This window comes from Pelagerythrobacter marinus (assembly GCF_009827515.1).
Lineage (GTDB): Bacteria > Pseudomonadota > Alphaproteobacteria > Sphingomonadales > Sphingomonadaceae > Pelagerythrobacter > Pelagerythrobacter marinus.
In genome coordinates, this window is record NZ_WTYO01000003.1 from 433,624 (window position 1) to 460,146 (window position 26,523).

The window sequence follows — 26,523 nt, forward strand, 5'->3', positions numbered from 1 at the left end:
CGAACGGGGGTTGCTCCCTGCAAGGCGCGGAGGCTACCGCGCGAAACATGGAAACCGCGCTAAGCGATCCGCCCCGCGCGGGCAACGATACCGCACCATCGCACCCGCTGGCGATCGAGGCGCGCGGGCTGGTCAAGCGCTTCGGCGCGACGACGGCGGTGGACGGCGTGGACCTGGCCGTGCCCGAAGGCGCGATCTACGGCGTGCTTGGCCCCAACGGCGCAGGCAAGACGACGACGCTGCGGATGCTGCTGGGGATCATCGATCCCGACCGGGGCGTGCGGCGCCTGTTCGGGCACGACGATCCGCACGATATCGCCGGTCTGATCGGCTACCTGCCCGAAGAACGCGGGCTCTACCCGGCGATGAAGGCCTGCGACGCGATCGCCTTCATGGGCGCCTTGCGCGGCATGGCGCTGGCCGACGCGCGCGAGCGCGGGCGCGCCTTGCTGGAGGAACACGGCCTGGGCCACGCGGCGGACAAACAGATCCGCCAGCTTTCGAAGGGCATGGCCCAGACGGTGCAATTGCTCGGCACCCTGGTCCACGACCCGCGCCTCGTCATCCTCGACGAGCCGTTTTCGGGCCTCGACGCGATCAACCAGGGCAAGCTGGAAGTGCTGATCCGCGGCCTCGCGGCGCGCGGGACGACGGTGATCTTCTCGACCCACGTGATCGCCCATGCGGAGCGGTTGTGCGAAGGCGTCGCCATCATCGCCGGGGGCAAGGTGCCCTATGCCGGATCGGTCGATGCCGCGCGCGACCGCATCCCGGCGCAGGTCCGGCTGGAGACGCGCGCGCGCGAGGGGCGCTGGCGCGACGCCCTGCCGGGCGATGCCAGGCGCGAAGGCGATTTCTGGTATTTCTCGCTCCCCGCGACGGGGATCGAGCCCCTGCTGCGCGCGCTGATCGAGGGGGAGGCGGGCATTCTCTCGCTTTCGATCGAGCGGGCGGGACTGCACGATGCCTTCGTCCATATCGCGGGCGAGGCGGCGGCCCGCGCGCTGGAGGAAGACAGCACGGCGGAGGCCGGCCGATGAGCGACGCTTCCCCCGCCGGCGCAAGGGCGCGCCTGCCGCTGTGGCGCGCGGCCTGGGTGATCGCGCGGCGCGATTTCACCGCGATCCTGCTGTCGAAGGCGTTCCTGTTCTTCCTCGTCGGGCCCCTGTTCTTCATCGGCATCAGCGGCGCTGCGGGCGCGCTCAGCGCGCAGGCCGTGGGCAGCGTGGACAGCCCGCGCCTGGCGGTCGCCCTCCCGCCGGCGGAAGGGCGCGCCTTCGCCGCGGCCCATGCCGGGCTGGACGCGCTGCTGAACCTGCCCGAGATCGAGGTGGTGGAGGCTGGCGAGGCGAACGACGCCGCGCGGCTCCTCGCCGATGACGCGCGCAATTTCGGCGCCGTGCTGGGCGGCACGCTGGCCGCGCCGAGGCTGACCGGCACGGCCGAACGGATCGAGAGCTGGAGCGGGCGCGTGGCCCTGCTCGCGGCAGAGGCGCAGGGCGGGGCGGCGGCAGGCTATCCCGCGGTCGCGCTCGAGCCGACAGCGGCCACGGTCGCCAGCAAGCGCAGCGCCAATGCCGCGACAGCGACCGCCGGCCTGATCCTGCTGTTCCTGCTCACGATGCTGCTGGCGGGCATGGTCATGTCGAACCTGGTGGAGGAAAAGGGCAACAAGATCATCGAGATCCTGGCGGCGGCCATCCCGATGGACGCGGTCTTCTTCGGCAAGCTCTTCGCCATGCTGGCGGTCAGCTTCGTCGGGATCGCGATCTGGGGCAGCGCCGCCGGGGCGATCGTCGTCGCGACCGGGGTTCTGGACGATTTCTCCCCGCCCGCCGTGGGCTGGCCCGCCTTCGCCGCGCTGTTCCTCGCTTATTTCGCGATGGCCTACCTGCTGATCGGGTCGATCTTCCTCACGATCGGATCGATGGCGCCGACCGTGCGCGACGTGCAGACGATGTCGATGCCGGCGACGATCCTGCAACTCCTCGTGTTCTTCCTCGCCAGCTTCGCGATGACCGACATCGGGTCGCCGGTGGAACTGGCGGCGGTGGCCTTCCCGCTCAGTTCGCCTTACGCGATGGTGGCGCGGGCGGCGCAGGAGCCGGCGCTCTGGCCGCATCTCGTCGCGCTTGCCTGGCAGGTCCTGTCGGTCGTGGTCTTCGTCCGCTTCGGCGCGCGCCTGTTCCGCCGGCGGGTGATGAAATCGGGCCCCGCACCGGCGAAGCCGGGCCGCGGCTGGCGGGCGCTCTTCGCGCGGCGATAGGGCCGCGTCAGGGGCGCACGAAGCGGTCGGACAGCCCGCGATCGGTGCCGCAGAGGCGATCCCAGAAGCGGAAATAGAGCCCGTAGTTGCAGCGATAGTGGTCGTGGTGGCGCTGGTGGTGGCTCGCGGTGATCAGCCATCCGCCGATCCGCGACCGGACGAGCGCGCGGGGAAAGATCTCCCATCCCATGTGGTTGGTCACCCCCATGACGGTCATGATCGCGAGGACGAGCGCGAGCACGCCGACGTGGATCGGGATGAGGAAGACCAGCGCCGGGATCACCACCGCGCCGGTAATCGCCTCCAGCGGGTGGAAGCTCATCGCCGCCCAGGCGGTCGGCGGGCGGCTGGCGTGGTGGACCGCGTGGGCGAGGCGGAACGGGCGCGGCCGGTGCATCCAGCGGTGCGTCCAGTAGAACCAGGTATCGTGCGCGAAGAGATAGGCGAAGAGCGAGAGGGGCATGGCCCACAGGGGGTAGGCCTGCGGATCGCTGTAGATCAGCGTCCAGCCGCGCTCGTGCCAGCCCCAGGCGACGATACCGGCGGGCACGCCGTAGATCGCGGCCGAGAGCAGCGACCAGCCGATCTCGCGCCGGATCTGCGGGGCGAGGCCGGCGTAGAGCCCGGGCCGGACGCGCTCGGTGGCCCAGGCGAACAGCCCGCTGGCGGCGAGATAGCGCAGCGCGACGATGGCGGTCATCGCCAGCGCGGACAGGATGATGGCCACGACCATGACGGCGGCCAGTATGCCCGAACCCGGCCCGCCGGGCGACAGTCTTTCGCACCGGCCGCCGGCGGTGTCAGGCGGCTTCGCGCTCGATGTACTCGGGATAGAAGGCCGGCGCGCGGTCGGACCAGCCCGGTGCCGTTGCCGCCGCCTCGCTGAGCGACTGGAGCAGGAGCTTGCGCCGGTGGGGGCGGATCTGCGGCAGCGCGCTGGCGGCGCAGAATGCGCTCGGCAGCCAGGGGCGCACGGCGGCGCCCAGCAGGCGTTCGTAGAGGAACCGGAAGGCCGAGAAGCACTCGATCCGTTCCTGCGCCAGGTCGAAGGCGGCCACGCGGGTCAGCTTGCCGATGAAGCTTTCGGCAATGTCTGGCCGGCTTTCGGCCGGCACGGTTTCGCGCAGGACCTTCAGTTCCTGGTAGGCGACGTACTGGCTGCGGATCGCCGCGCTTTCCCCGGCGTCGCGGGCCCAGCGCTTGAAGGCGTCCTGGCGGCCCAGCCCGATGTCGAGGCTGCGGCGGATATAACGCTGTTCGGCAGGGGTGAAGCTCGCGAATTCGCGCATTTCGGCGATGGTGAGCGATGCTGTGGCGGCCTTGGGCATGGTGGCGGTTCCCTGTTGCAGGGCCACCATCGCCCGACTTGGTTAATTTGGCGTTAGCCCGCGCCTGCGCGCGGCTCCGCAAGCGCTAGATCAGCCCGGCCAGCGGGCTGGACGGGTCGGCATACTTGCGCGTCGCCATCCGCCCGGCGCGATAGGCCTCGCGCCCGGCCTCCACCGACAGCTTCATCGCGCGGGCCATGCGCACCGGGTCCTTCGCCTCGGCGATCGCGGTGTTCATCAGCACGCCGTCGCAACCCAGTTCCATCGCCACCGCGGCATCGCTGGCGGTGCCGACCCCGGCATCGACCAGGACCGGGACGCTGGCCCCTTCCACGATCAGGCGGATGGTGACGCGGTTCTGAATCCCCAGCCCGGACCCGATCGGCGCGCCCAGCGGCATGACCGCCACCGCGCCGGCCTCTTCCAGCTGCTTGGCGGCAATCGGGTCGTCGACGCAGTAGACCATCGGCAGGAACCCTTCCTTCGCCAGCGTCTCGGTCGCCTTCAGCGTTTCGCGCATGTCGGGATAGAGCGTGCGCGCTTCGCCCAGCACTTCCAGCTTCACCAGGTCCCAGCCGCCCGCTTCGCGCGCCAGGCGCAGGGTGCGGATCGCGTCTTCGGCGGTGAAGCACCCGGCGGTGTTGGGCAGGTAGGTGACCTTCTTCGGATCGATGAAGTCGGTCAGCATCGGCGCCTTCGGATCGCTGACGTTGACGCGGCGCACCGCGACGGTGACGATGTCGGCGCCCGACGCCTCCACCGCGGCGGCGTTCTGGGCGAAATCCTTGTACTTGCCGGTGCCCACGATCAGGCGCGAACGGAACGTGCGGCCGGCGACGGTCCAGCTGTCGTCGTCGCCGCTGCCGCCGCCCACGAAGTGGACGATTTCCAGCTTGTCGCCCTCGGCCAGCGGGGCCTCGCCCAGCGTGGAGCGCGGCACGATCTCGCCGTTGCGCTCGACCGCGACTTTCTCGGGCGCGAGATCGAGCTCGCGCACGAGGGCGGCGATCGTGTTGGCATGGGTGCGGCGGGTTTCGCCGTTGACGGTGAGGGTGAGCGGGGCAGACATGCCCGGCGAGATAGCGTTCAATCCGCGCGGCGCAAGTTCAGCAGGTGCCCGATCGACACCAGCACCACGCCGATCACGGTCAGGATCACCTCGCCCGCCCCGTGCGGCATGGCCAGCGCGCCGCCCATGAACGTCAGGCCCGTCATCGCGGTGACGAAGGGCACGCGCCGCCGGTGCGTCAGCGCGCCCCAGCCGATCGCGATCGCGGCGATCACCAGGGCCACGGCCAGCCCGACCCTGTGGAAGGCGGGCGACAGCAGGAACTCGGCCCCGATGCCGAGCGCGGAAACGACCACGATCGAGGCGATGCAGTGCACGATGCACAGGCCCGACAGCATGATGCCGGCGCGGTCCAGCCGTCCGCGAATCGAGGAATGAGGCGCATCCATGGAAGCCCGCCATGTATGAGACGGTGTAACATGATGCAAGGGCTAATTGCCCCGCGCGCTGCGGGCTGGTTGCCGCCACCGGGGCGGAGGGCGCAGGGGCGCAGGGGCGGCGATGGAAAGTCTTGAGATTCGGCCCCCGTCGTCGCATCAGGCGTGCCCATGGCCACGCCCGCTTCTTCCCCGCCCGCCGCATCGGCGACCCTTCCCGCTTCGGCCCGACCGGCCGCGCTGGCCCGCTGGCTCTGGGTCGTTGCCTGGCTGATCGTCGCGATCGTGATTGTCGGGGGGATCACGCGGCTGACCGAATCCGGCCTCTCGATCACCGAGTGGAAGCCGGTCACCGGGGCCATCCCCCCGCTCAACGAGGCACAGTGGCAGGCGGAGTTTCAGGCCTATCAGCAGATCGGCGAGTACAAGCACGTCACCGGGCCGGCCGGGATGACGCTGGCCGATTACAAGTTCATCTATTTCTGGGAATGGGCGCACCGGCTGATCGGGCGGCTCATCGGCCTCGCCTTCGCGCTGCCGCTGGCCTGGTTCTGGATCAGGGGCGCGATCCCCGCCGGGTTCAAGCCGCGGCTGGTCGGCCTGCTCGCGCTGGGCGGACTGCAGGGCGCGTTCGGGTGGTTCATGGTGCGCTCGGGCCTGTCGGGGGAGATGACCGACGTCAGCCATTTCTGGCTCTCGATCCATCTCCTCACCGCGCTCTTCACGCTGGCCGCCGTGGTCTGGACCGCGCTCGATCTGCGGCGGCTCGCCCGCGTTCCCGGGGCGCGCCCGGCCCGCCTGGGCGGCGCGAGCGCGGCGATCGCGCTGGTCGTGTTCGTCCAGCTCCTGCTCGGCGCCTGGGTCGCCGGGCTCAACGCCGGCCACGCGTCGGACACCTGGCCGCTGATGCAGGGGCGCCTGGTGCCCGAATTCGACCTGTCGCGCGGGCTGGGCTGGGCGCTGACGCACGATCCCTTCCTGATCCACTTCCTCCACCGCTGGTGGGCCTGGGCGGCGGTGGCGGCGCTGGTCGTGCTCGCGCGCAAGGTCCGCCCGTTCGATCGGCGCGCGTCGATCGCGATCCACGCCGCCTTCGGCCTCCAGATCGTCCTCGGCATCGCGACCGTGTGGACCGGGGTGTCGCTGTGGGTGGCGACCGCGCACCAGGCGGTCGGCGCGCTGCTGGTCATGGCGGCGGCCTGGGGCATGCATGTCCTGGGGAGGCGGCCTTGAGCGCGCTGGCCTGGTGCCCGTGCCCCGATCGGGAGACGGCGCTGGCGCTGGCCCGCCAGCTGGTCACCGAAGGGCTGGCCGGCTGCGGCAACGCGATCGGCCCGGTCCACTCGGTCTTCGCGTGGAAGGACGGGCTGGACGAGGCCGAGGAATGCGGCCTGCTGGTCAAGACCGATGCCGGCCTCCTCGATGCCGCGGTGGCCCGGCTGGAGGCGCTCCATCCCTATGACGAGCCGGCCGTGCTCGGCTGGCGCTGCGATGCCGCGGGTGCGGCCACCGCGGCCTGGCTCGGCGCGCTGCCAGGGGCTGGCGGCGGGGGGCGCGGGTGATCGTGCGCGCCGCCCTGTCCGCACTGGCGATCGTGCTGCTGGTCGCCGGCAGCGCGGCAGCGCCGGCAACGACAATGGCCGCGCAGGCCCGCCAGTTCGATCCGCCGGCCGGGCCGATGAAGCTGACCCGCGTGCTCGAACGCCGCCTGGGCGACGGGAAAAGCGTGGTGGTCACGCGCAGCTGGCGGGTCCGCTTCCATCGCCAGGGGGCCGGCTACCTCGTGGACGGCGAGCCACTGGAGGTCGCGGTCGAGGTCCCGCCGGCGCTCGAGCCGCTGGCGGAGGTGGAGCGAAGGAACCCGCAGGCTGGGCCGTTTCCGATCGCGCTCGACCGCCAGGGGCGGATCGTCGAGGGCGGGCCGGGCGCGGCGGGGCCGGTCCCCGGGCTGACGGAGGCCGCGCGGGCCTATGTCGCCCGGCGCAGCCCGGACCGGCAGGCGGAGGCGATGGACTATGTCGCCGACGTCCAGCGGGCCGGCGCGCGCATGGCCAGCCGCTGGCCCGGCGACCTGTTCTTTCCCGGCCCGGCGCGCGAGAGGACCGCCGCCGTGCCGGTCCCGGGGGCCGAGGCGGGGGAAGTGAGCGTGCGGTTCGAAGGGACGCTGGACCCGGCCGACGGGCACCTCGCCAGTGCACGCCGCCGGATCGTCACCCGGGTCGGGGGAAGCGAGCGGATCTCGCTCGAAACATGGCGCCTCGAAGCCTTCGATTAGGCCAAGGTACCATTTTACCTCTCCCGTAACGCGCGCATTTGCTTGACTTTGGCGGCCCGAAACGACAAATGCGCCGCTCCCGCGGCTGCCTGGGCAGATTCGCGGCGGCAACATTTCGAAGGAATTCCAGCCATGAAGGCGCTCCACAAGAGCACCCGGTCGATCAAGCCGACCGAGGTCGAGAAGAAATGGCACCTGATCGACGCCGAGGGCCTGGTCGTCGGCCGCCTCGCCTCGATCATCGCCAATATCCTGCGCGGCAAGCACAAGCCGAGCTACACCCCGCACGTCGATTGCGGCGATCACGTGATCGTGATCAATGCCGACAAGGTGCGTTTCACCGGCAACAAGCTGGGTGACAAGGTCTATTACAAGCACACCGGCTATGCCGGCGGGATCAAGGAAACGACCCCGGCCAAGGTGCTCGAAGGCCGTTTCCCCGAACGCGTGCTGGAAAAGGCGGTCGAACGGATGATCCCGCGCGGTCCGCTGGGTCGCCAGCAGATGAAGGCGCTGCACCTCTATGCCGGCACCGAGCATCCCCACGACGGGCAGAAGCCCGAAGTGCTCGACGTCGCCTCGATGAACCGCAAGAACAAGGTGTCCGCATAATGGCTGACGAGAAGAACACCGTGTCCGACCTGTCGGACCTCAAGGACATCGCCGGCGACGCGCCCGAAGGTGACGCCGCGACGATCGCGGAAAGCACCGCCCCCCTGCGCGAGCAGGAGCTGGACCAGCATGGCCGCGCCTATGCCACCGGCCGTCGCAAGGACGCCGTCGCGCGCGTCTGGATCAAGCCGGGCAAGGGCACGATCACGGTCAACGGCAAGGACCAGGAAACCTATTTCGCGCGTCCGACGCTGCGCCTGATCATCAACCAGCCGTTCGCGATCACCGATCGCGCGGGCCAGTTCGACGTGATCGCCACCGTCAAGGGCGGCGGCCTTTCGGGCCAGGCCGGCGCGGTCAAGCACGGCATCTCGCAGGCGCTCGCCAAGTACGAGCCGGCGCTGCGCTCGACGGTCAAGGCCGCCGGTTTCCTCACCCGCGACAGCCGCGTGGTGGAGCGCAAGAAGTACGGCCGGGCCAAGGCTCGCCGCAGCTTCCAGTTCTCGAAGCGCTGACCCGCTTCGGCGATCCGCTTCGGCAGGAGCGCCGGGAAAGACAACGCGAAGGGCGGTCCTGCAAGGGGCCGCCCTTTTCGCATGGGGCAGGTTTCGCATGGCGGCAGGCTCGCAAGCGGCAGGCGATCCGCCGCGGCGGCGGCGGCGCCAGCCGGCCCTGTCATCGCCACGTCACGCAATCGCCATGCAGCGGTAACGCCGCGGGACTAGCGGCCGCTCCAGATCGGTTCTGGAGGGCAAGTTCCAATGAAAATTCGCAAGCGCTGTCTCGTTTCATCCGCCGGTGCGGCCCTCGCGGCCAGCATCGCGACCCCGGCCCTGGCGGGCGACGTCGTCGGCACGGTCCTCGATGCGAGCGAAACGATCACGCTCCAGGCCGCGCAGGTCCGGATCGTGGAGCTCGACCGGGTCGCCACGACCGAGCGCGACGGGAGCTTCCTGTTCGCCGACGTGCCGGCCGGCGAATACACGCTGGAGGTCACATATGTCGGCGCGCCGGCCGTGCGCCGCACCGTCGTCGTCCCGGCCGACCGCTTCGTGCGGGCCGACATCCTGGTGGGGGGCGACAACTCGCGCGAGATCCTGGTCCTTGGCCAGAGCGCAAACCTCGCCAGCGCGCTGTCGCGCAAGCGGGCGAACGACGGGATCAGCGACGTGCTGACGCGCGACGCGATCGGCCAGTTCCCCGACCAGAACGTCGCCGAATCGATGCGCCGCATGCCCGGCGTCAACGTGCTGAACGACCAGGGCGAAGGGCGCTTCGTGTCGGTGCGCGGCCTCGATCCCGAGCTTAACGCCACGTCGCTCAACGGCGTGCGCCTGCCGGCGCCCGAATCCGACGTGCGCTCGGTCGCGCTCGACGTCATTTCCAGCGACATCATCGAATCGATCGAGATCAAGAAGTCGCTGACGCCCGACATGGATGCCGACACCATCGGCGCCTCGATCGAGATCGAGACGACCAGCGCCTTCGACCGGCGCCGGAACCTGCTGACCGCCAAGGCGGAAGGCAGCTACAACGATCTCGCCGATCACGTCTCGCCCAAGGGCAGCGTCGATTTCGCGGCGCGGATCAGCGACAATTTCGGCATCTCGGGCGGCGCATCCTATTACCAGCGCAAGTTCGAAACCGACAATGTCGAGGCCGACGGCTGGAGTGACGATGACGGGCTGATCTTCCCCGAAGAGGTCAATTACCGCGATTACAACGTCGAGCGCGAGCGGATCAGCGCCAACCTCAACTTCGACGTCCGCCTCGGCGACAGCACCGCGCTTTACCTGCGCGGCCTCTACAGCCAGTTCGAGGACCAGGAATATCGCCGCGAGGTGAGCTTCAAGCTGGAAGACGCCGGCGAGATCGACGGCGGCGGCACCACGGTCGAGTTCTCCGATGCGGGGGGCGAACTGGCGCTCCAGCGGTCGATCAAGGACCGCTTCGAGACGCAGAAGATCCGCTCGGTCGTGTTCGGCGGCGAAACCGACACCGGCACCTGGAAAGCCGATTACTCGGTCAGCTGGGCGAAGAGCTCGGAACGCGAAGACGGCTCGGTCGATCCGGCCAATTTCGAACAGGCGTTCGAGGATACAGGCCTCGTCGCCGGGTTCGACTTCTCCGATCCGCGCGTGCCGCTCTACGCGATCTCGGGTGCCGCGGCGGACGACTTCTTCGATCCGGCAGGCTATGCCCTCGACGATATCACGATCACCGCGCTGTCGGATTCGGTGGACGAGGAATATGCCGCCAGGTTCGATCTCGGCCGCGCGTTCGTTTCAGGCGCGGGGACCTTCACCGTCCAGGCGGGCTTCAAGGGGCGCTGGCGCGACAAGTCGTACGACATGGAGGCCGAGTACTGGGAGAACGACGCCTTCACGGTGGCCGACGTTCTGGGCACGCAGGATTACCGCCTGACCGACATCTCACCGGTCCCCAACTTCACCGGCGCGCGCGACTATTTCCACGCCAATCGCGACGCCTTCGATCTCAACGCGGTGGACACGGCCTTCGATTCGGCGGTTGAGGACTACGCGATCTCCGAAGACGTCATGGCCGGTTACCTGCTCGGCCGGTGGGACAGCGCCGCGCTGCGCGTCATCGGCGGCGTGCGCTACGAGCACACGAAGAACGACATCGTCGGCAACGATGTCCTGCTGGTCGAAGAAGGCGGCCAGTTGCCGGGCGGGGGCGAGGCGGAGGACGACACCGTCCTGGTGACGCCGACCGCCAGCGAGCGCGATTACGATCACTGGCTGCCCAGCCTCACCGTCCGCTACCAGCCGCAGGCGGACCTGGTCCTGCGCGCGGCCGCCTACCGCAGCCTCGTGCGGCCCAAGCTGTCGAAGCTGCCGCCGCGCTTCGTGGTCGAGGAAAACGACGAGGGCGAGCGCGAGGGCGAATTCGGCAACCCCGACCTGCTGCCTTACGAGGCATGGAACTTCGATGCCTCGGCCGAATACTACTTTTCCGGCAACGGGGCGATCACGGCCGCGGTGTTCTACAAGGATATCAAGAACTTCATCGTCGATACCGTGCGCGAGGACGGGGAGTACCGGGGCATCGCCTTCGACGAGGCCGAGATCCCGATCAACGGTCCGAGCGCCGAAGTCTTCGGCGCCGAGTTCTCGATCGCGCAGAAGTTCGACATGCTGCCATCGCCCTTCGACGGCCTGATCGCCCAGGCGAACTATACCTATACCGACGCGACCGGCCGCGTCCCGATCGACGGTGACCCCGACGACCTGCGCGAGATCATGCTGCCGACGACCTCGAAGCACACGGCCAATATCGCGCTCGGTTACGAGAAGGGCCCGGTCAGCCTGCGCCTCGCCGGCACATACCGCGACAAGTACCTCGACGAGCTGGGCGACGAGGCGGCGGAAGACCGCCTGGTGGACGACCATTTCCAGCTGGACCTGAGCGCGAAGTACCGCGTGAACGACAATATCCAGCTGTTCTACGAATGGGTGAACATCAACAACGCGAAGTACTTCGCCTACAACACGGTCGGCGCGCGCAAGAACCTCTACCAGTTCGAGGAATATAGCTGGACCATGAAACTCGGCGCACGGGTGACCTTCTGATGCGGGGCGCAGTGATTTCCGCGACGCTGGCCGCAATGCTCGCGGCAGGATGCACGACCACGCCGATCGTGGGCGATCCCGCGGTCGCGGTGACCGCGACGGCAGAAACCGATCCGGTCGGCACGGCCAATGCCGACGCGGCGGACGATCCCGCGATCTGGCGCAACGCCGCGGACCCGGCCGCGAGCCTGGTGGTCGCGACCGACAAGAAGGCCGGGCTCTACGTCTATGGCCTCGACGGGAAGGCGCGCCACTTCCTTGCCGGCGGGCGGCTCAACAACGTGGATCTGGTCGAACTGGCCGACGGCACGGTGCTGGTGGGCGCGAGCGACCGGACCGACCCGGCGCTGGCCCGGGTCGCGCTGTTCACGCTCGATACCGCGCGCGGCCGGCTCAACCGGGTCGAGACGTTCGATGTCGGCCCGGGCGAAGGCTACGGCTTCTGCATGGGGCCGGGCCGCGACGGCGCCGACGCGATGCTCTATTCGCCGGTCAAGGACGGTTCGCTGCACGGCCAGGCGCTGCGCTGGAACGGCGGCCGCCCGGCGGTGGAAACGGTCTTCCGCCACAAGCTGGCGACCCAGCCCGAAGGGTGCGTGGTCGATCCGCGCAACGGCACGCTCTACGTCGGGGAAGAGACGGCCGGGATCTGGCGCTTCCGCATGGATGGCACCCCCGGCGAACTGGTCGCGCCGGTGGACAACGCGATGCTGGTCGCCGATGTCGAGGGGCTCGCGATCGCGCCGGAAGGGCGCGAGGGCGGCCTGCTCGTCGCTTCGAGCCAGGGCGACAATGCCTATGCCGCGTTCCGCCTGCCGGGGATGGAACCGGTCGGCCGGTTCCGCATCGTCGACGGCGCGCTCGGCGGCGCGGAGGAAACTGACGGCATCGATCTCGTCCTCGGCGATTTCGGGCCCGCCTTCCCCCGCGGCCTGTTCGTCGCGCAGGACGGCATGAACGGCGCGGCGGCGCAGAACTTCAAGCTCGTGCGGTGGGACGCGATCCGCGAGGCCTTGGCGCGCGGCGTCGGCCCCGAAGCCACGGCCGACGGCAACTAGGGCGCGCACCGCCCGGCAACGAGTTGACCCGTGGCTGCGCGTGCCCGAGAAAGCGCGCGCAGCCACGGAGAACGCGATGCCGCACCACACCCCGTTGATCGGAACGATAGTCGCCGGGTTCGTTGCCGCATTCCTGATGGGGGCGCTGGCGCACAAGCTGCGCGTTTCCCCGGTCGCCGGCTACCTGTTCGCGGGCGTGCTGGTCGGGCCTTTCACCCCAGGCTTCGTCGCCGATACCGCGCTCGCCAACGAACTGGCGGAAATCGGCGTCATGCTGCTGATGTTCGGCGTCGGGCTCCATTTCTCCTTCCGCGATCTCCTCTCGGTGCGGCGGATCGCCTTGCCCGGCGCGGTGCTGCAGATCGCGGTCGCGACCGGGCTGGGCCTCGCCCTCGCCACCTGGCTCGGCTGGTCGATCGCGGCCGGGCTGGTCTTCGGCCTCGCGCTCTCGGTTGCCAGCACGGTCGTCCTCCTGCGCGCGCTGGAGGCGCGCAACCTGGTGGAGACCGAGCGCGGTCGGATCGCGGTCGGATGGCTGATCGTGGAAGACCTCGCGATGATCCTCGCGCTCGTCCTCCTGCCCGCCTTCGCGGGGATGCTGGCGGGGGAGACGGACGGTGCCAGCCTGCCCGCGATCCTCGGGATCACCGTGCTCAAGGTCGGCGGGTTCGTCGCCTTCATGCTGCTCGTCGCGCGGCGGGCGATCCCCGCGGCCCTGCACTGGACGGCGCACACCGGATCGCGCGAGCTGTTCCGCCTCGCCGTCCTCTCGATCGCGCTCGGCGTGGCGCTCGGCGCGGCCTATGTCTTCGACGTCTCGTTCGCGCTCGGCGCCTTCTTCGCGGGCATGATCCTCGGCGAAACGCAGCTCAGCCGCCGCGCGGCGGAAGAAACCCTGCCCCTGCGCGATGCCTTCGCGGTGCTGTTCTTCGTCTCGGTCGGGATGCTGTTCGATCCCGCGGTCGTGGTTGAGCAGCCCGGCCCGCTGCTGGCGACCGTGCTGATCATCGTCGTCGGCAAGTCGCTTGCGGCCTATGGCATCGTCCGCGCTTTCGGGCGCGACAATGCCTCGGCCCTGACGATCGCCGCCAGCCTGGCGCAGATCGGGGAGTTCTCCTTCATCCTCGCCGGGCTGGGGACGCAGCTCGGGGTGCTGCCGCCGGAGGGGCGCGACCTGGTCCTGGCCGGGGCGATCTTCTCGATCCTCGCCAACCCGGTGATCTTCGCGCTCGTCGCCGGGCGCCTGGGCGACGTGGAGCGCCGCGCCCGGGCCGACGCGGCGGAGCGCGAACGCGAGCGCCAGCGCGAGCGGCGCGAACACGTGATCCTGGTCGGGCACGGACGGGTCGGGCGCCTGGTCGCCGAAGGCGCGGAACGGCGCGGCCGGGCGCTGGTGGTGATCGAGGACCAGCCCGATTTCGCGCAAGCCGCGCAGGCAGCCGGCCGCGAGGTCGTGATCGGCAACGCGACCAGCCCGCACGTGCTGGAAGAGGCCGGGATCCGCCAGGCGGCCAAGCTGGTCATCGCCATTCCCGAAGGGTTCGAGGGCGGGGCGATCGCCGAACATGCGCGCGCGCTCAATCCCGGCATCCTGGTCTTCGCCCGCGCCCATTCGGACGAGGAAGTCGAACACCTCGAGCGGCTGGGGATCGATCACGTCGTCATGGGCGAGCGCGAGATTGCCCGGACGCTGCTCGCCCTCGTCGCCGAGCGGGGGGCGGCCGCCGGCTAGGGCGCGCTAGTGCACCGGCGGATCGGTGCGGGGGACCTGCCGCACCGGGGCCACCGGCTCGCCCGGCTGGCGCGGGGGCCGCGCGTCTTCGGGCACGTCGTCGATCTGCATGTCGGGGGTGCGCACGCTTTCCAGGTTGCGGACGCGCACGCGCAGGCTCTCCCCGTCCCAGGCAAGCTCGTTGAAGCTGGGCGGCGTCGACCGGGTGCGTTTGGACAGCGTGCCCGCGCCGATCATGCGTACCGGGCCATTGGCGGTTTCCTCGACGATATCGAAGGCGTCGTGGACATGGCCGCTCAGCACGGCGAGAACGCTGGGCCGGCAGGCCAGTTCGGCCAGGGCCTTGCTGCCGCCGCGGGTCAGCGCGGTGCCCGCCGTGCCGACTTCGCGCAGCGGGTGGTGGCAGGCGACGAGCGCGCGGACCCCGTCGGGCAGGGCGTCGATCGCGGCCAGGCATTTCTCCAGCGCGCGCGCACTGACCCAGCCTTTCGACCAGTTGAGCCGCGGCTGGGCGCGGACCGCGGTCTTGAGCGGCACGATCGCGAGGCCCGGCAGGTCGATCTCCCGCTCCACCCGGTCGGCGATCCCGCGGAAGCGGCGATAGGGCTGGAAGAACCGCTCCACCAGGTTGAAATAGGGCAGGTCGTGGTTGCCGACCTCCACCGTCACCGGAACGTCGAGCGAGCGGATCCAGCGGCAGGCGGCATCGAATTCGCGGTGCCGCGCGCGCATCGTCAGGTCGCCGGTGATCGCGACCGCAGCGGGGCGTCGCTCGGCGATTTCCTGCTTCACCCAGTCGAGCGCGCGATTGTCTTCCAGCCCGAAGTGGATGTCGCTGACATGGAAGAGGAGTGTCTGTTCAGCCGCCATGCCCGGTCGCTAGCAGATCGACCTCGCACGCGGCCATGGCGAATTCCTCCGTCGCCCCGCCGCGGGCCGGCTCGCCGTCGAGCAGGAGGCCGACCGCGTCGCCCTCGGTCCCCTCCACGATCAGCCGGTCGAGCAGGCCGAGCCGGTCGTGCGGCCCTTCGCGGAACTGGCGCCGCAGCAGCGCCCAGCCCTGTTGCAGGAACTCGCCCGCGTTCTCCGCGTGGTAGGCATCGACCTGCAGCCCCCAGGGGCCGGGCGTCAGCTCGACCAGCGGATAGCCGTCGGCCCGGCCGACCCGCGGCTCGCGGCAGCGCAGCATCGATCCGCCGGTCGTTTCGGCGATCGCCTCGCCCGCGCTGTCGGCCATGGCGGCGATATCGGCCTCGCGCATGGCCTCGCGCACCGCGTACCAGCTCGTCCCGGGGCCGGCGAGGAGGCCGGCCAAGGCGTCGCCGTGGGCCGTGCGGATAATCCCCGGGCGCACCCGGCGCGCCGCCCCGGCGCCGACGCGGCCCAGGATCTCGTCGGCCTCCGCCTCGCCGTGGAGCCGCTGCGCCAGGAGGTTCATCGTGCCGCCGGGAAGGACCAGGACCGCGCCGTCCCAGCCGTAGAGCGCGGTCACCACGGCATTGGCCGTCCCGTCGCCGGCATAGACCGCGAGCGTTCCGATCCCGGCCGCGTCGAGCGCGGCGGCATCGGGCAGGGGATCGGCCGGGAAGGCGATCCGCCGGTCGAGCGACAGGCCATGCCGGGCGCAGCCGCCTTCCAGCGCCTCGATCGCGGCGGGGCTGTTGCTGCCGCTCGCCGCGTTGACGACCATCCAGAGGGCGCGATCGTGGCTCATGCGAGGGAAGCGCCGCAGGCGGGGCGCGGTTCCCGCACCTAGACCCGGCCGCTCAGGATCAGCCAGGCGGAGGCGATGTTGAGCGCGGTATAGCCGCAATAGGCCCAGACGATCGCGGGCCAGCCGTTCGCGACCAGGAGCAGAGCCGCCAGCAGGACGAGGAACTCGGTCACCAGCGTAATCCGTCCGCCCAGCATGTGCACGAACCACGGCATCCGGCCGAGCAGCGGGTGGCCGCTTTCCAGCACGGCCTTGTGCATCGCGAAGTTGCCGATGCCCATGAGGAAGACGAAGATCACGGCCACGCGCGCCATCATGCACCCCCGCCGGTCGTTTGCCAAACGCGGTTCGTCGGGCGGTTCGATCCGTCCGTCAGGAAGGCGGCGCGTCCGTCGACACCGCGTGATCCGTGGTCGAGACTTCGGTGCCGCAGGGGCGCGCGCGCCCTAATACAGGGGCTGCGGGATGCCTCTTCCCCCCACTTCAACCCCCGGGGCAGCCCGCAGACGGAGGAATGCACATGAAACGCCCCCTTGTTGCCCTTGCCGCCCTGGCCACTTTCGGCGCGCTGGCCACCCCCGCCCACGCCGATACGCTGTCCATTCCCTATCGCGATCTCGACCTGTCCACGGCCGAGGGCCAGAAGGCGCTCGACCGGCGGATCGACGTCGCGGTTCGCGAATTCTGCGCGCTCGACCAGCAGCGCACCGGCACGCGCATCGCGTCCAACGCCTCGCGCCGGTGCTATGCCGAAACGAAGCGCCAGGCGACCAGGCACTTCGCTGCCATCATAGACGAGCAGCGGGTCGGCGGCTGATCACTCCTCGGCTGTCACCTCGGCCCGGACCGGTTCAGTCCCCCGGTCCGGGCCGTTTTTCATCGGTGCCCCGGACAATGCCCGCGCCGCCTCCCCCCCCCGGCGGCGCCGCCGCGCCGCCGTCAGCGCCCGGCCATGGCTTTCACCTTGGGCAGGTAGGTGCGCCCGATGCGCACGGCCTCACCGCCTTCCAGTTCGGCCGACCACACGCCCAGCCCGTCGTGGCGCAGGCCCCTGATGCGGTCCTTGCGCAGGATCGTGGACCGGTGGACGCGGATGAACGCGGCCGGGTCCAGCCTTTCCTCGAGCCCCGCGATCGTCTGCAGCAGCAGGTAACTGCGATCGCCGAGATGCAGGCGGACATAATCGCGTTCGGCGTCCACCCGGTCGATCTGGTCCACCTCGATCCGCAGCAGTTCGGAACGGTGCGGAACCCACAGCTCGGTCAGCCAGCGGCTTTCCGCCCGCGCCGGCTGCGTGCGGCGCGAGATCGCGCGCTCGATCGCCCGCGACAGGCGTTCGTGGGCGACCGGCTTGAGCACGTAATCGACCGCGTCGAGATCGAACGCCTCGACTGCGAAATGATCGTGCGCGGTGACGAAGATCACCGCCGGCCGGCGCGATCGCCGGGCGAGGGCGCGGGCGACCGAGAGCCCGTCGGCCTCGGGCATCGTCATGTCGAGCAGGACGAGATCGGGCTCCAGCGCCTCGACCAGGCGCAGCGCGGCCGCGCCGTCGCTGGCGGTGCCGACCACGGCCAGTTCGGGCAGCTTGGCGCAGATCACCTGCATTCGTTCGACCGCGAGCGGTTCGTCGTCCACGATCAGAGTGCGCAGCGGTTGGTCTTCGTGATCAGCCATGTTTCACCAGCGGGATGCGGATTTCCGTGAGATAGCCGCCCTCGACCGGGCCCGAGGTGACCGAGGCCTCGCGCCCGAAGCGGGCCTGGAGCCGGTCGCGCACGTTGGCGAGGCCGATGCCGAAGCCCTGCCCGGCCGAAGACGGCGCGCCCGGCCCGTCGTCCTCCACCGTTATCGCGAGCCGGCCGTAGTCCTCGCGCGCGGCGATGCGGATCGTCACCGGCACCTTGTGCGGGGCGACCGCGTAGCGCACCGAGTTTTCGACCAGCGGCTGCAGGATCATGCCCGGCACGCGCGCCTCGGCGAGGTCGGTCGGAAGATCGAACACCGCCTCCAGCCGGTCGGGGAACCGGACCGATTCGATCGCCAGGTACTGGCGTTGCAGCTCGAACTCGTCCTCCAGCGGCACGTCGCTGGTCGGGTCTTCGGCCAGGCTGTGGCGATAGAAGCTGGCGATCGACTGGATCATCGTCTCGGCCCGGTCGGCCTTGCCCGTCATGACCAGCGAGGACAGCGAGTTGAGCGTATTGAACAGGAAATGCGGGTTCACCTGGTAGCGCAGCGATCGCAGCTCGGCCGCCTTGGCCGCGCTGCGGAAGCGTTCCTCGCGCCGTTCGGCCGCGCGCGCCTGGGCGCCCGCGAGCATAGCGAAGTAGAGCGAGGCCCAGGCGAGCAGCAGGAAATAGCGCCCGAGCGCGATATCCACCACTTGCAGCCACTGGTCGAGCCGCGAGGGGGCCGGCGCGATCATCACGCTCGCCGGCGCGCCCGCCGCGTCCTTGCTGACGCCGAGCCCGGTCAGGTCGCGGAAGCGTTCGGGCGGGATGTCGACCAGCAGGTTGCCCGCCTCGTCGCGCCGGATGTTGATCCCGCGATCGCGGCCGAAGTTCTCTTCGACCTTGCGCTGCATGTCGGCGAAGATCCACTGGTTGGTCTGCGCGATCGGGACCGCGATCGGGACCGCGACGAGGACCGCGGCGAGGATCTTGGCCCACAGCGGGCGATTGTCGAACAGCCGCAGGATGATCCACAGCAGGACCGTCATGCCGATGCCGACCAGGGTCACCAGCCCGCGGCGCCAGAGCAGCTCCACCTGCGGTTCGAAGCCGACGATCGCGGCGCGCAGGGTGGTGAGCAGGAAATAGCACAGCCACAGCCCCGCCATCGAGGCGAGGACGGTGACGACCGGCACGCGGGCGCGCTCGTCTGCAGGAACGGTTTCGGCCATGTTCAGGATACCGGTCTAGCCGCGGCGGGGGCGGGGCCGCCAGCGCGGTCGTCGGAGCGCCTTTGCGCTTCGTCGAACGCCGTCACGCCCCCTCGAGCAGCTTCTCGCGCGCGATCCGCTCCTTCCATTGCGCGGGCGCGAGCTTGTGCACGTTGTTGCCCGCCGCATCGACCGCGACGGTCACCGGCATGTCTTCCACCGTGAACTCGTAGATCGCCTCCATCCCGAGGTCTTCGAAGGCGACGACTTCGGCCTGCTTGATCGCCCGCGCGACCAGGTATGCCGCGCCCCCGGTCGCCATGAGATAGGCAGTCTTGAAACGGCTGATCACCTCGACCGCGTCGGCGCCGCGTTCGGCCTTGCCGATCATGGCCAGGAGGCCGAGGTCGAGCATCATCCCGGTGAACTTGTCCATCCGGGTGGCCGTGGTCGGGCCGGCGGGGCCGACGACTTCGCCCATGACCGGATCGACCGGGCCGACGTAGTAGATCGCCCGCCCGCGGAAATCGACCGGCAGCTCCTCGCCCCGGGCCAGCATGTCCTGGATCCGCTTGTGCGCGGCATCGCGACCGGTCAGCATCCTGCCCGAGAGCAGCAGCCGGTCGCCGTGCTGCCAGCTTTCGACTTCCTCTTTCGTCAGGTTGTCGAGATCGACCCGCCGGGCGGAGGAATCGGGCTGCCAGTGGACGTCCGGCCATTCGTCGAGCCGGGGCGGCTCGAGATAGGTCGGGCCCGATCCGTCGAGGGTGAAGTGCGCGTGGCGTGTGGCAGCGCAATTGGGGATCATCGCCACCGGCTTGCCCGCCGCGTGGCAGGGCGCGTCGAGGATCTTGACGTCGAGCACGGTCGAAAGGCCGCCCAGTCCCTGTGCGCCGACGCCCTGGGCGTTGACCGCGTCGTAGATGTCGATCCGCAGCTTCTCGATATCGCTCTGCGGCCCGCGCGCCTTCAGCTGGGCCATGTCGATCGGCTCCATCAGGCTTTGCTTGGCCAGCTTCACGCAGTGTTCGGCCGTGCCCCCGATGCCGATGCCCAGCATCCCCGGCGGGCACCACCCGGCCCCCATCGAGGGGATCTGTTCCAGCACCCAGTCGACGATGTTGTCGCTGGGATTCATCATCTTGAACTTGGACTTGTTCTCGCTGCCGCCGCCCTTGGCCGCGACGTCGATCTCCACCTTGTTGCCGGGCACCATCTCGACCGACAGGACGCAGGGCGTGTTGTCGCGCGTGTTGCGGCGGGTGAAGGCGGGATCGGCCAGGATCGAGGCGCGCAGCTTGTTGTCGGGATGGGTATAGGCGCGGCGGACCCCTTCATCGACGACGTCCTGCAGGCTGCGCGCCGAATCGAGCCGGCAGTCCTGCCCCCACTTGACGAAGACGTTGACGATCCCCGTGTCCTGGCAGATCGGCCGGTGGCCTTCCGCGCACATCCGGCTGTTGGTCAGGATCTGCGCGATCGCGTCTTTCGCGGCCGCGCCCCGCTCCGCCTCGTAAGCCGCGCCGAGCGCGCGGATATAGTCCATCGGGTGGTAGTAGGAGATATATTGCAGTGCGTCGGCCACGCTTTCGATCAGGTCCGCCTCGCGGATCGTCACCAGGGGCCGTCCTTCAAAGTCGCTCATCGAAGCCAAGTTCCTTCCCATCGATTGGCGAATCCCATAGTCGCGTCGCGGGCCTAGCGTCAAAGCGCTTGGCCGGGCGGGGCGATACGCCTAAAGCCTTGCCCGATTGACCAACTGTGTTAAGCGTGTAATACAGCGCGCCGAGGCTTTTCGAATGACCCTTGCTGAAACCCGCCCCTCCACCAGCGACTTCGCCGCCGCCCGGCGCGCGATGATCGACAGCCAGCTGCGCACCAGCGGCGTCAACGACCTGTTCGTGCTCGAACGGATGAACGCCGTCCCGCGCGAGGATCACGTGCCTGAATCGGCCCGCGGCGTCGCCTACATGGACCGCGCGATCGCGTTCGACGAGGGTGGCCACATCGCCGCCCCGGTGTTCTACGGCGCCCTGCTGCGCGAGGCGCGCCCCGTCGCCGAAGACAGCGTGCTGATCGTCGATGGCGGCAGCGGTTACCTGCCCGCGCTGATCGAGCCGCTGGTTGCCTCGGTCAAGGCGATCACGCCCGAAAGCGCGCAGGGGACGCTGCGTGGCACCTATTCGCTGATCCTGGTCGACGGCGCGGTGGAAGTCTTCCCGGCCACGCTGACCCGCCGCCTGGCCGACGATGGCCGGGTGCTGACCGGGCTGATCGAAAACGGCGTGACGCGCCTTGCCGCGGGCCGCCCGGCGGGCGGCGGGATCGGCTGGCTGCGACTGGCCGAAATGGGCATTCCGCGCCTCGCGGTCTTCGACGCGCCGAAGCGGTGGACCTTCTGACATGGTGCGCCGGGGCGCGTGGCGGGCCTTGCCGGCCCTGATGGCCGGTGCCGGGCTGGTTGCCGCCCCCGCCAGTGCCGATACCCTGCGCGAGGCGCTGGCCGATGCCTATCGGACCAATCCCGCGCTCCAGGCGGCGCGCGCCGAACAGCGGGCGGTGGACGAAGGCGTTCCGATCGAGAAATCGGCCGGCCGGCCGAGCATCGATGCCACCGGCCGCTATGCCGAGTTCCTGAACAAGAGCTCGACCAGCTTCACCGCGCCCGAACGCGCGATCACCGCCAACGTCGATCTCGGCGTGCCGATCTATTCGGGCGGGGCGGTCCGCAATGCCGTGCGCGCGGCGGAAGAACGCGTCCAGGCGGGCCAGGCCGATCTGCGCGCGACCGAATCGGCGATCTTCAGCCAGGTCGTCGCCGCCTACATGGACGTGATCCGCAACGAGGCGATCGTCGGTCTGGCCGCCAACCAGGTCGACGTGCTTTCGACCAATCTCCAGGCGACCAGCGACCGGTTCGAGATCGGCGACCTCACCCGCACCGACGTCGCGCAGTCGCAGGCCCGGCTGGCGGCGGCGCAGAGCGACCTTCGCTCGGCCCAGGCCAACCTGATCGCCGCGCGCGAGGATTATATCGCCCTCGTCGGGGACGCGCCCGTCGCGCTCCAGCCTCCGCCGCCCCTGCCCGGCCTGCCCGGCAGCCCGGAAGAGGCCGTGGCCGCCGCGCTGGAAAACAACCCCGACCTGATCGCCGCGCGCGAACGGGCCGAAGCCGCCGGCTACGACATCGACGTGGCCGGGGCGGGGCGCCTGCCGCGCGTCTCGCTCTTCACCGGCTACGGCTACGAGAACTTCCTCGGCACCCTGGGCGGCGCGGTCACCGACGATCCGACCCTGCCCGACACGAGCGTGCCGCAGACTTCGGCCAGCGTCAGCGCGGGGGTCGCCATCAGCATCCCGATCTTCCAGGGCGGCCGCCCCGCCGCCTTGCAGCGCCAGGCGCAGGCGCGCGCCTCGGCCGCGCTGGAAGCGATCATCGCGACCGAGCGCGACGTGATCGCGCAAGTGCGCGCCGCCTATTCGAGCTGGCAGGCCGCGCTCGCGATCATCGAGAGCTCGCAGACCGCGGTCGCCGCCGCGGAGCTGAGCCTCGAAGGGGTGCGGGCCGAGAACTCGATCGGCAACCGCACGATCCTCGACGTGCTCAATGCCGAACAGGAACTGCTCAACGCCCAGGTCGAACTCGTGACCGCGCGGCGCAATGCCTATGTCGCCGGCTTCAGCCTGCTGGCCGCGATGGGCCGGGCCGAGGCGCGGGATCTCGGCCTCGACGGCCACGGCCTGCTCTACGATCCGCAGCTCAATTTCGAGCGGGTCGAAGGCAAGTGGTTCGACTGGGACCGCGATCCCGATCCGTCGGTCCAGTCGACGAGCACCGTTGACATCCCGGCACAGGACGCGGACATTCGCGGCCAAGCGAACCTGCCGGCCCGGGACACCGACTGAGCCGGCGCGAGAAGGGCCAGACGGGGGGCCAGGAATATGCACCATCAAGGCGAGGCATCGGTCGAGGAAATCCTCGAATCGATCAAGAAGGTGATCGCGCGCGACAACCGCGCGAGCGCGCTCGAAACGCGTCGCCGGCGCGAGGAGGCCGGCGTTGCCGGGGCCGGGTCCGCAACCCAGGATTCGCGGCAGGACGACGAAGTGCTCGACCTCGGCGCCGCCTCTTTCGTGGAAGAAGCGCGTGCCGACCAGGTCCGTGCAGATGGGGCCCGCGCGGATGGGACCCGTTCGGATGGGGCTCGCGCGGACGAGGGCGATTCGGGCGACGACGACGGCGATTCGCCGCTGACGACCGACGCCGTGCGCGATTCGCTGCGCGAGAACCTGGCCGCGCTGGCCATGCTGGCCGAACCCGGCGCGCCGCCGCAGATCGTCCGTTCGGGCGAGACGTCGCTCGAAGGGCTCGTGCGCGACATGCTGCGTCCGATGCTGGCCGAATGGCTCGACCGCAACCTGCCGCCGATGGTGGAACGGCTTGTGAAGGCGGAGATCGCGCGGATCGCCGGCAAGCGCGGCTGAGCCTTGCCGGTGCCGCTCGCCTCGCCGGCGGGCGCGGGCGAGATCGTTGCAGCATTTCCCGCCGGGCGCTAGGCCCGGAGGCATGATCAGGATCGTCGCAGGCCTAGCCGCCTCCTTCGCCGCGCTGGCTCATGCCGCGCCCGCCGCGTCCAGCGAAAGCGCCCCGATGACGGCGCAGGACCTGGTGACAATGCCGCGCCTCGGCGCGCCGGCCGCCTCGGCCGACGGGCGGCTGGTCGTCTATCCGGTGACCCGGACCGATCCCGAGACGCTGGCGCGCACGACGCGGCTGCACTTGCGCGATCTCGACAATGCCGATGGCCGCGCCGTTGCACTCGACCTCGGCGGTTCGGCTTCCGCCGCCGCCTTCGGGCCGGACGGCCATCTCTATTTCCTGTCCGATCGGCCGGGCGCCGACGGCGAGGCGCGCAGCCGCGTCTGGCGGGTCGCGATCGGCGCCGATGGAGCCGCCGGCGCGCCGACGCAGGTGAGCCACGTCGCCGCGCCGGTGGCGGGCTTCGCCCTCGCGCCCGACGGCGGACGGATCGCGCTGTTCGGCGATGCCGCACGCGATTGCCCGACGCTGGGCTGCGAAGACGACGGCACCGCCCACCTTCCGGGGCCGGGCGACGGGCGCCTCTACGATGCGCGGGATGGCTTCGTCCGCCACTGGGACAGCTGGGAAACGCCGGGCACGTTCGGCCGCGTCTTCGCCTTCGAGCTGGTCGATGGCCGCACGCGGGGCGCGGGGGTTCCGCTCGACGGCCCGGCCGGGCCCGACGCGCTGGTCGGCGACGTGCCCACGCGGCCCTTCGGCGGCGGGGAGGAAATCGCCTGGGCGCCCGACGGTTCGGGCGTCTATTTCGCCGCGCGCCGTTCCGACGCGGCCGAACCGGCATCGACCAATGTCGATATCTGGTGGAACGATCTGTCGGGCGCGGCGCCGGTCAATCTCACCGCCGGCAATGCCGCGACCGACACGCTCCCGGCCCCGTCGCCCGACGGCAGGTGGCTGGCCTGGGCGGCGATGGAGCGGCCCGGGTACGAATCCGATCGCCTCGTGGTCCACTTGCGCGATCTTGCCAGCGGCGAGACCCGGGCGCTGACCGACGGCTTCGACCGTTCGTTCGGGTCGCTTGCCTGGACCGCCGATTCGCGCTGGATCGTCGCCACGGCGCAGGACGTGCTCGACACCCCGGCATTCCGCATCGACCCGCTGACAGGCGCGGTCGAGGAACTCGACCTGATGGCGGGGAACGAGGCGCATATCGGCAACGTCGTCTCCCTGCCGGGCGAGCGCCTGCTGTTCACCCGCGATTCGATCGGCGCGCCGCCCGAACTGTTCCTGTCGCGCGGCTGGCAGCAGGCCGTGCCGCTGACCAAGGTGGCCGGCGACCACCTCGGCCGGCTCGCGCCGATCGTGACGCGGCGTTTCAGCTTCGCGGGCGCCGACGGGGCGACGGTCTGGGGCCAGATCACCAAGCTCGAAGGGCACGAGGGGCCGATGCCGGCGGTTCTCTACGTCCACGGCGGCCCGCAGGGATCGTTCAACGATGGCTGGTCCACCCGCTGGAACCCGCGCGTCGTGGCGAGCCGCGGCTATGCCGTGATCTCGGTCGATTTCCACGGATCGACCGGCTACGGGCAGGCCTTCACCGACGCGATCAACCGCGACTGGGGCGGCAAGCCGCTGGTGGACCTGCAGAAAGGGCTGGCGGCCGCGCTCGAGCTCGATCCCCAGATCGACGGCACCCGCGCCTGCGCGATGGGCGCCAGCTACGGCGGCTACATGATGAACTGGATCGCCGGCCAGTGGCCCGACCGGTTCGACTGCCTCGTGCAGCACGATGGCCTGTTCGACCTGCGCAGCTTCTATTACACGACCGAGGAACTGTGGTTCCCCCGGTGGGATTTCGGCGGTTCCTACGCCGAGAATGCCGAGCTCTACGAGCGCTGGAACCCCGTCCACCATGTCGACAAGTGGAAGACGCCGATGCTGGTCGTCACCGGGCAGAAGGACTTCCGCGTCCCCTATACCCAGGCGCTCGGCGCGTTCACCGCGCTGCAGGAGCGCGAGGTCCCGGCGCAACTCCTGGTGTTCCCGGAGGAGAACCACTGGGTCCTGGGCGCGAAGAACTCGCTCCAGTGGCATGAAACGGTGTTCGCCTGGCTCGATCGCTGGCTGGGCGAGGAATGACCTCGACGAAGGAACTGGCCAGGGCGCAGCGGGCACTCGCGGCGATCGGCGGCGAGACGATCGCGCGCCACATCTTCCTCTGCGCGGTGTCGGACAAGCAGAAATGCTGCCGCCGCGAAGAGGGCGAACGGGCCTGGAAATACCTGAAGAAACGGCTGAAGGCGCTTGGCCTGGCGGGATCGGTGGTCCAGCGGACCAAGGCCGATTGCCTCCAGGTCTGCGAAGCGGGGCCGATCGCGGTGGTCTGGCCCGACCGCGTCTGGTACCATTCGTGCAGCGAGCCGGTGCTCGAACGGATCATCCAGGAACACCTGATCGGCGGCGAGCCGGTGGAGGAATTCCGCCTCCACGCCGTGCCCGGTCGCGCAGTGCGCTAGGCCGGGCCCGGCGGGGCGCATTGCGGATCGAGCGCCGTGACCGCCCGCCGCAGGGCCGTGCGCGCAAGCCGCTCCACCTCGACCTTCCGCCGCGCCGGGGCGAGCGGGTGCGAGGGGGCGGGCCTGACGATTTCCGCGTCGTAGCCGTCGGCGACGATGATCCCGCAGCAATCGGGCCGGAAATCGGCGAGTTCGAGCGGCGCACGGTCGAGCGAAAGCGGCAGGCCCCAGTAGAACCGGTCGCAGAAATCGAGATAGTCGGGCCACTTGCCGTCGCCCAGCAGGTCGGCCCGGCTGACCTTGATCTCGACGATCACGATCCGGCCCTTGGCATCGATCCCCATCAGGTCCGCCCGCCGCCCGTTGCGCAGCGGCATTTCGCCCAGGCACCAGATGTCGTTGCGGGCGAACAGCCGGCAGATGCCGCGCGCAACGTTCTGTGCCGTTGCGCCGCCGGGTGCCGGGGCGAGGGAGGCCGGGGCGTCGATCATGGCCGCAGCGTTGGAACAAATGGCGAACTCAGTCAAGCGCCGCGATGGCGGCCTGCGGTCGCCCC

General features: G+C 70.1%; 27 protein-coding genes. 16 read left to right on the top strand and 11 right to left on the bottom strand.

Annotated elements, in window-relative coordinates; all coding sequences use genetic code 11:
- Positions 1 to 47 precede the first annotated feature (47 nt).
- Positions 48 to 1,040 carry an ABC transporter ATP-binding protein gene (locus GRI72_RS09155; protein WP_160733587.1) on the top strand — a complete coding sequence of 331 codons (993 nt, stop codon included), beginning with the start codon at positions 48 to 50 and terminating at the stop codon, positions 1,038 to 1,040.
- A complete protein-coding gene (locus GRI72_RS09160) occupies positions 1,037 to 2,266 on the top strand; it encodes an ABC transporter permease (RefSeq protein WP_160733588.1) in 1,230 nt (409 codons plus the stop codon). The genes GRI72_RS09155 and GRI72_RS09160 overlap by 4 nt, the downstream gene beginning before the upstream one ends.
- A 7-nt stretch (positions 2,267 to 2,273) precedes the next feature.
- On the opposite strand, the gene GRI72_RS09165 is transcribed toward GRI72_RS09160, so the two are convergent.
- The 4 genes from GRI72_RS09165 to GRI72_RS09180 all read right to left on the bottom strand — a co-directional run bounded on the left by GRI72_RS09165 (position 2,274) and on the right by GRI72_RS09180 (position 5,052).
- Positions 2,274 to 2,999, bottom strand: a complete 726-nt coding sequence (locus GRI72_RS09165; protein ID WP_160733589.1) for a sterol desaturase family protein — start codon at positions 2,997 to 2,999, stop codon at positions 2,274 to 2,276.
- A 67-nt stretch (positions 3,000 to 3,066) separates the two neighbouring features.
- Positions 3,067 to 3,594 (bottom strand): hypothetical protein, encoded by a 528-nt coding sequence (locus GRI72_RS09170; RefSeq protein WP_160733590.1) that lies wholly within the window; start codon positions 3,592 to 3,594, stop codon positions 3,067 to 3,069.
- A gap of 85 nt (positions 3,595 to 3,679) precedes the next feature.
- Positions 3,680 to 4,663: a sulfur carrier protein ThiS gene (thiS, locus tag GRI72_RS09175; RefSeq protein WP_160733591.1), complete on the bottom strand. Its 984-nt coding sequence runs from the start codon at positions 4,661 to 4,663 to the stop codon at positions 3,680 to 3,682.
- A 17-nt stretch (positions 4,664 to 4,680) separates the two neighbouring features.
- Positions 4,681 to 5,052: a MerC domain-containing protein gene (locus GRI72_RS09180; protein WP_160733592.1), complete on the bottom strand. Its 372-nt coding sequence runs from the start codon at positions 5,050 to 5,052 to the stop codon at positions 4,681 to 4,683.
- Positions 5,053 to 5,211: 159 nt separating this feature from the next.
- On the opposite strand from GRI72_RS09180, the gene GRI72_RS14575 reads away from it, so the two are divergent.
- The 8 genes from GRI72_RS14575 to GRI72_RS09215 all read left to right on the top strand — a co-directional run bounded on the left by GRI72_RS14575 (position 5,212) and on the right by GRI72_RS09215 (position 14,310).
- Positions 5,212 to 6,273 carry a COX15/CtaA family protein gene (locus GRI72_RS14575; protein ID WP_202389027.1) on the top strand — a complete coding sequence of 354 codons (1,062 nt, stop codon included), beginning with the start codon at positions 5,212 to 5,214 and terminating at the stop codon, positions 6,271 to 6,273.
- Positions 6,270 to 6,602 (top strand): divalent-cation tolerance protein CutA, encoded by a 333-nt coding sequence (gene cutA / locus GRI72_RS14580; protein WP_202389028.1) that lies wholly within the window; start codon positions 6,270 to 6,272, stop codon positions 6,600 to 6,602. Before GRI72_RS14575 ends, cutA begins: the two co-directional genes overlap by 4 nt.
- Positions 6,599 to 7,315: a hypothetical protein gene (locus GRI72_RS09190; RefSeq protein ID WP_160733593.1), complete on the top strand. Its 717-nt coding sequence runs from the start codon at positions 6,599 to 6,601 to the stop codon at positions 7,313 to 7,315. Before cutA ends, GRI72_RS09190 begins: the two co-directional genes overlap by 4 nt.
- 132 nt (positions 7,316 to 7,447) lie before the next feature.
- Positions 7,448 to 7,927, top strand: coding sequence for a 50S ribosomal protein L13 (rplM, locus tag GRI72_RS09195; protein WP_160733594.1), 480 nt, complete (start codon positions 7,448 to 7,450; stop codon positions 7,925 to 7,927).
- Positions 7,927 to 8,442, top strand: coding sequence for a 30S ribosomal protein S9 (rpsI, locus tag GRI72_RS09200; protein ID WP_160733595.1), 516 nt, complete (start codon positions 7,927 to 7,929; stop codon positions 8,440 to 8,442). The genes rplM and rpsI overlap by 1 nt, the downstream gene beginning before the upstream one ends.
- A gap of 246 nt (positions 8,443 to 8,688) precedes the next feature.
- Positions 8,689 to 11,520: a TonB-dependent receptor gene (locus GRI72_RS09205; protein WP_160733596.1), complete on the top strand. Its 2,832-nt coding sequence runs from the start codon at positions 8,689 to 8,691 to the stop codon at positions 11,518 to 11,520.
- The gene (locus GRI72_RS09210) at positions 11,520 to 12,578 is read left to right on the top strand and encodes a phytase (RefSeq protein ID WP_160733597.1); all 1,059 of its coding nucleotides are present in this window, start codon (positions 11,520 to 11,522) and stop codon (positions 12,576 to 12,578) included. Before GRI72_RS09205 ends, GRI72_RS09210 begins: the two co-directional genes overlap by 1 nt.
- A 76-nt stretch (positions 12,579 to 12,654) precedes the next feature.
- Positions 12,655 to 14,310: a cation:proton antiporter domain-containing protein gene (locus GRI72_RS09215; RefSeq protein ID WP_160733598.1), complete on the top strand. Its 1,656-nt coding sequence runs from the start codon at positions 12,655 to 12,657 to the stop codon at positions 14,308 to 14,310.
- A 6-nt stretch (positions 14,311 to 14,316) separates the two neighbouring features.
- Here GRI72_RS09215 and GRI72_RS09220 read toward each other — a convergent pair whose 3' ends face one another.
- From GRI72_RS09220 to GRI72_RS09230, 3 genes are read right to left on the bottom strand one after another with little or no spacing between them, the layout of a single operon-like run.
- Complete coding sequence (locus GRI72_RS09220) at positions 14,317 to 15,180, bottom strand: metallophosphoesterase family protein (RefSeq protein WP_160733599.1); 864 nt, start codon at positions 15,178 to 15,180, stop codon at positions 14,317 to 14,319.
- A complete protein-coding gene (locus tag GRI72_RS09225) occupies positions 15,170 to 16,024 on the bottom strand; it encodes a diacylglycerol kinase family protein (protein ID WP_160733600.1) in 855 nt (284 codons plus the stop codon). Before GRI72_RS09225 ends, GRI72_RS09220 begins: the two co-directional genes overlap by 11 nt.
- Positions 16,025 to 16,062: 38 nt before the next feature.
- A complete protein-coding gene (locus GRI72_RS09230) occupies positions 16,063 to 16,338 on the bottom strand; it encodes a hypothetical protein (protein WP_160733601.1) in 276 nt (91 codons plus the stop codon).
- 206 nt (positions 16,339 to 16,544) lie between these two features.
- Here GRI72_RS09230 and GRI72_RS09235 point away from each other — a divergent pair, with 206 nt between their 5' ends.
- Positions 16,545 to 16,841, top strand: coding sequence for a UrcA family protein (locus GRI72_RS09235; protein ID WP_160733602.1), 297 nt, complete (start codon positions 16,545 to 16,547; stop codon positions 16,839 to 16,841).
- A 122-nt stretch (positions 16,842 to 16,963) separates the two neighbouring features.
- On the opposite strand, the gene GRI72_RS09240 is transcribed toward GRI72_RS09235, so the two are convergent.
- The 3 genes from GRI72_RS09240 to GRI72_RS09250 form a co-directional block, all read right to left on the bottom strand.
- On the bottom strand, positions 16,964 to 17,701 hold the full coding sequence (locus tag GRI72_RS09240) for a LytR/AlgR family response regulator transcription factor (protein ID WP_160733603.1): 738 nt from the start codon (positions 17,699 to 17,701) through the stop codon (positions 16,964 to 16,966).
- On the bottom strand, positions 17,694 to 18,929 hold the full coding sequence (locus tag GRI72_RS09245; protein ID WP_160733604.1) for a sensor histidine kinase: 1,236 nt from the start codon (positions 18,927 to 18,929) through the stop codon (positions 17,694 to 17,696). The genes GRI72_RS09240 and GRI72_RS09245 overlap by 8 nt, the downstream gene beginning before the upstream one ends.
- Positions 18,930 to 19,011: 82 nt before the next feature.
- A complete protein-coding gene (locus GRI72_RS09250) occupies positions 19,012 to 20,553 on the bottom strand; it encodes a fumarate hydratase (protein WP_160733605.1) in 1,542 nt (513 codons plus the stop codon).
- A 154-nt stretch (positions 20,554 to 20,707) separates the two neighbouring features.
- On the opposite strand from GRI72_RS09250, the gene GRI72_RS09255 reads away from it, so the two are divergent.
- The 5 genes from GRI72_RS09255 to GRI72_RS09275 all read left to right on the top strand — a co-directional run bounded on the left by GRI72_RS09255 (position 20,708) and on the right by GRI72_RS09275 (position 25,967).
- Positions 20,708 to 21,310: a protein-L-isoaspartate O-methyltransferase family protein gene (locus GRI72_RS09255; RefSeq protein WP_160733606.1), complete on the top strand. Its 603-nt coding sequence runs from the start codon at positions 20,708 to 20,710 to the stop codon at positions 21,308 to 21,310.
- 40 nt (positions 21,311 to 21,350) lie between these two features.
- Complete coding sequence (locus GRI72_RS09260) at positions 21,351 to 22,814, top strand: TolC family outer membrane protein (protein WP_237486958.1); 1,464 nt, start codon at positions 21,351 to 21,353, stop codon at positions 22,812 to 22,814.
- A 36-nt stretch (positions 22,815 to 22,850) separates the two neighbouring features.
- Positions 22,851 to 23,393, top strand: coding sequence for a DUF2497 domain-containing protein (locus GRI72_RS09265; protein WP_160733608.1), 543 nt, complete (start codon positions 22,851 to 22,853; stop codon positions 23,391 to 23,393).
- Positions 23,394 to 23,475: 82 nt separating this feature from the next.
- Positions 23,476 to 25,590 carry a S9 family peptidase gene (locus GRI72_RS09270; RefSeq protein ID WP_237486959.1) on the top strand — a complete coding sequence of 705 codons (2,115 nt, stop codon included), beginning with the start codon at positions 23,476 to 23,478 and terminating at the stop codon, positions 25,588 to 25,590.
- The gene (locus tag GRI72_RS09275) at positions 25,587 to 25,967 is read left to right on the top strand and encodes a (2Fe-2S) ferredoxin domain-containing protein (protein ID WP_160733609.1); all 381 of its coding nucleotides are present in this window, start codon (positions 25,587 to 25,589) and stop codon (positions 25,965 to 25,967) included. Before GRI72_RS09270 ends, GRI72_RS09275 begins: the two co-directional genes overlap by 4 nt.
- Here the strand turns inward: GRI72_RS09275 and GRI72_RS09280 are convergent.
- A complete protein-coding gene (locus tag GRI72_RS09280) occupies positions 25,964 to 26,458 on the bottom strand; it encodes an MmcB family DNA repair protein (RefSeq protein ID WP_160733610.1) in 495 nt (164 codons plus the stop codon). The genes GRI72_RS09275 and GRI72_RS09280 overlap by 4 nt on opposite strands.
- Between the last annotated feature and the right edge of the window lie 65 nt (positions 26,459 to 26,523).

What these genes read in the sequence shown, in the direction of transcription:
- GRI72_RS09255 (WP_160733606.1), top strand. Translation starts at nt 20,708, where the DNA reads ATGACCCTTGCTGAAACCCGCCCCTCCACCAGCGACTTCGCCGCCGCC.
- GRI72_RS09280 (WP_160733610.1), bottom strand. Translation starts at nt 26,458, where the DNA reads ATGATCGACGCCCCGGCCTCCCTCGCCCCGGCACCCGGCGGCGCAACG.
- GRI72_RS09210 (WP_160733597.1), top strand. Translation starts at nt 11,520, where the DNA reads ATGCGGGGCGCAGTGATTTCCGCGACGCTGGCCGCAATGCTCGCGGCA.
- GRI72_RS09235 (WP_160733602.1), top strand. Translation starts at nt 16,545, where the DNA reads ATGAAACGCCCCCTTGTTGCCCTTGCCGCCCTGGCCACTTTCGGCGCG.
- GRI72_RS09225 (WP_160733600.1), bottom strand. Translation starts at nt 16,024, where the DNA reads ATGAGCCACGATCGCGCCCTCTGGATGGTCGTCAACGCGGCGAGCGGC.
- GRI72_RS09220 (WP_160733599.1), bottom strand. Translation starts at nt 15,180, where the DNA reads ATGGCGGCTGAACAGACACTCCTCTTCCATGTCAGCGACATCCACTTC.
- GRI72_RS09245 (WP_160733604.1), bottom strand. Translation starts at nt 18,929, where the DNA reads ATGGCCGAAACCGTTCCTGCAGACGAGCGCGCCCGCGTGCCGGTCGTC.
- GRI72_RS09230 (WP_160733601.1), bottom strand. Translation starts at nt 16,338, where the DNA reads ATGGCGCGCGTGGCCGTGATCTTCGTCTTCCTCATGGGCATCGGCAAC.
- GRI72_RS09170 (WP_160733590.1), bottom strand. Translation starts at nt 3,594, where the DNA reads ATGCCCAAGGCCGCCACAGCATCGCTCACCATCGCCGAAATGCGCGAA.
- GRI72_RS09260 (WP_237486958.1), top strand. Translation starts at nt 21,351, where the DNA reads ATGGCCGGTGCCGGGCTGGTTGCCGCCCCCGCCAGTGCCGATACCCTG.
- GRI72_RS14575 (WP_202389027.1), top strand. Translation starts at nt 5,212, where the DNA reads ATGGCCACGCCCGCTTCTTCCCCGCCCGCCGCATCGGCGACCCTTCCC.
- GRI72_RS09250 (WP_160733605.1), bottom strand. Translation starts at nt 20,553, where the DNA reads ATGAGCGACTTTGAAGGACGGCCCCTGGTGACGATCCGCGAGGCGGAC.
- rplM (WP_160733594.1), top strand. Translation starts at nt 7,448, where the DNA reads ATGAAGGCGCTCCACAAGAGCACCCGGTCGATCAAGCCGACCGAGGTC.
- GRI72_RS09275 (WP_160733609.1), top strand. Translation starts at nt 25,587, where the DNA reads ATGACCTCGACGAAGGAACTGGCCAGGGCGCAGCGGGCACTCGCGGCG.
- GRI72_RS09270 (WP_237486959.1), top strand. Translation starts at nt 23,476, where the DNA reads ATGATCAGGATCGTCGCAGGCCTAGCCGCCTCCTTCGCCGCGCTGGCT.
- GRI72_RS09160 (WP_160733588.1), top strand. Translation starts at nt 1,037, where the DNA reads ATGAGCGACGCTTCCCCCGCCGGCGCAAGGGCGCGCCTGCCGCTGTGG.
- GRI72_RS09180 (WP_160733592.1), bottom strand. Translation starts at nt 5,052, where the DNA reads ATGGATGCGCCTCATTCCTCGATTCGCGGACGGCTGGACCGCGCCGGC.
- GRI72_RS09165 (WP_160733589.1), bottom strand. Translation starts at nt 2,999, where the DNA reads ATGGTCGTGGCCATCATCCTGTCCGCGCTGGCGATGACCGCCATCGTC.
- GRI72_RS09265 (WP_160733608.1), top strand. Translation starts at nt 22,851, where the DNA reads ATGCACCATCAAGGCGAGGCATCGGTCGAGGAAATCCTCGAATCGATC.
- GRI72_RS09240 (WP_160733603.1), bottom strand. Translation starts at nt 17,701, where the DNA reads ATGGCTGATCACGAAGACCAACCGCTGCGCACTCTGATCGTGGACGAC.
- thiS (WP_160733591.1), bottom strand. Translation starts at nt 4,663, where the DNA reads ATGTCTGCCCCGCTCACCCTCACCGTCAACGGCGAAACCCGCCGCACC.
- rpsI (WP_160733595.1), top strand. Translation starts at nt 7,927, where the DNA reads ATGGCTGACGAGAAGAACACCGTGTCCGACCTGTCGGACCTCAAGGAC.
- GRI72_RS09205 (WP_160733596.1), top strand. Translation starts at nt 8,689, where the DNA reads ATGAAAATTCGCAAGCGCTGTCTCGTTTCATCCGCCGGTGCGGCCCTC.
- GRI72_RS09215 (WP_160733598.1), top strand. Translation starts at nt 12,655, where the DNA reads ATGCCGCACCACACCCCGTTGATCGGAACGATAGTCGCCGGGTTCGTT.
- GRI72_RS09155 (WP_160733587.1), top strand. Translation starts at nt 48, where the DNA reads ATGGAAACCGCGCTAAGCGATCCGCCCCGCGCGGGCAACGATACCGCA.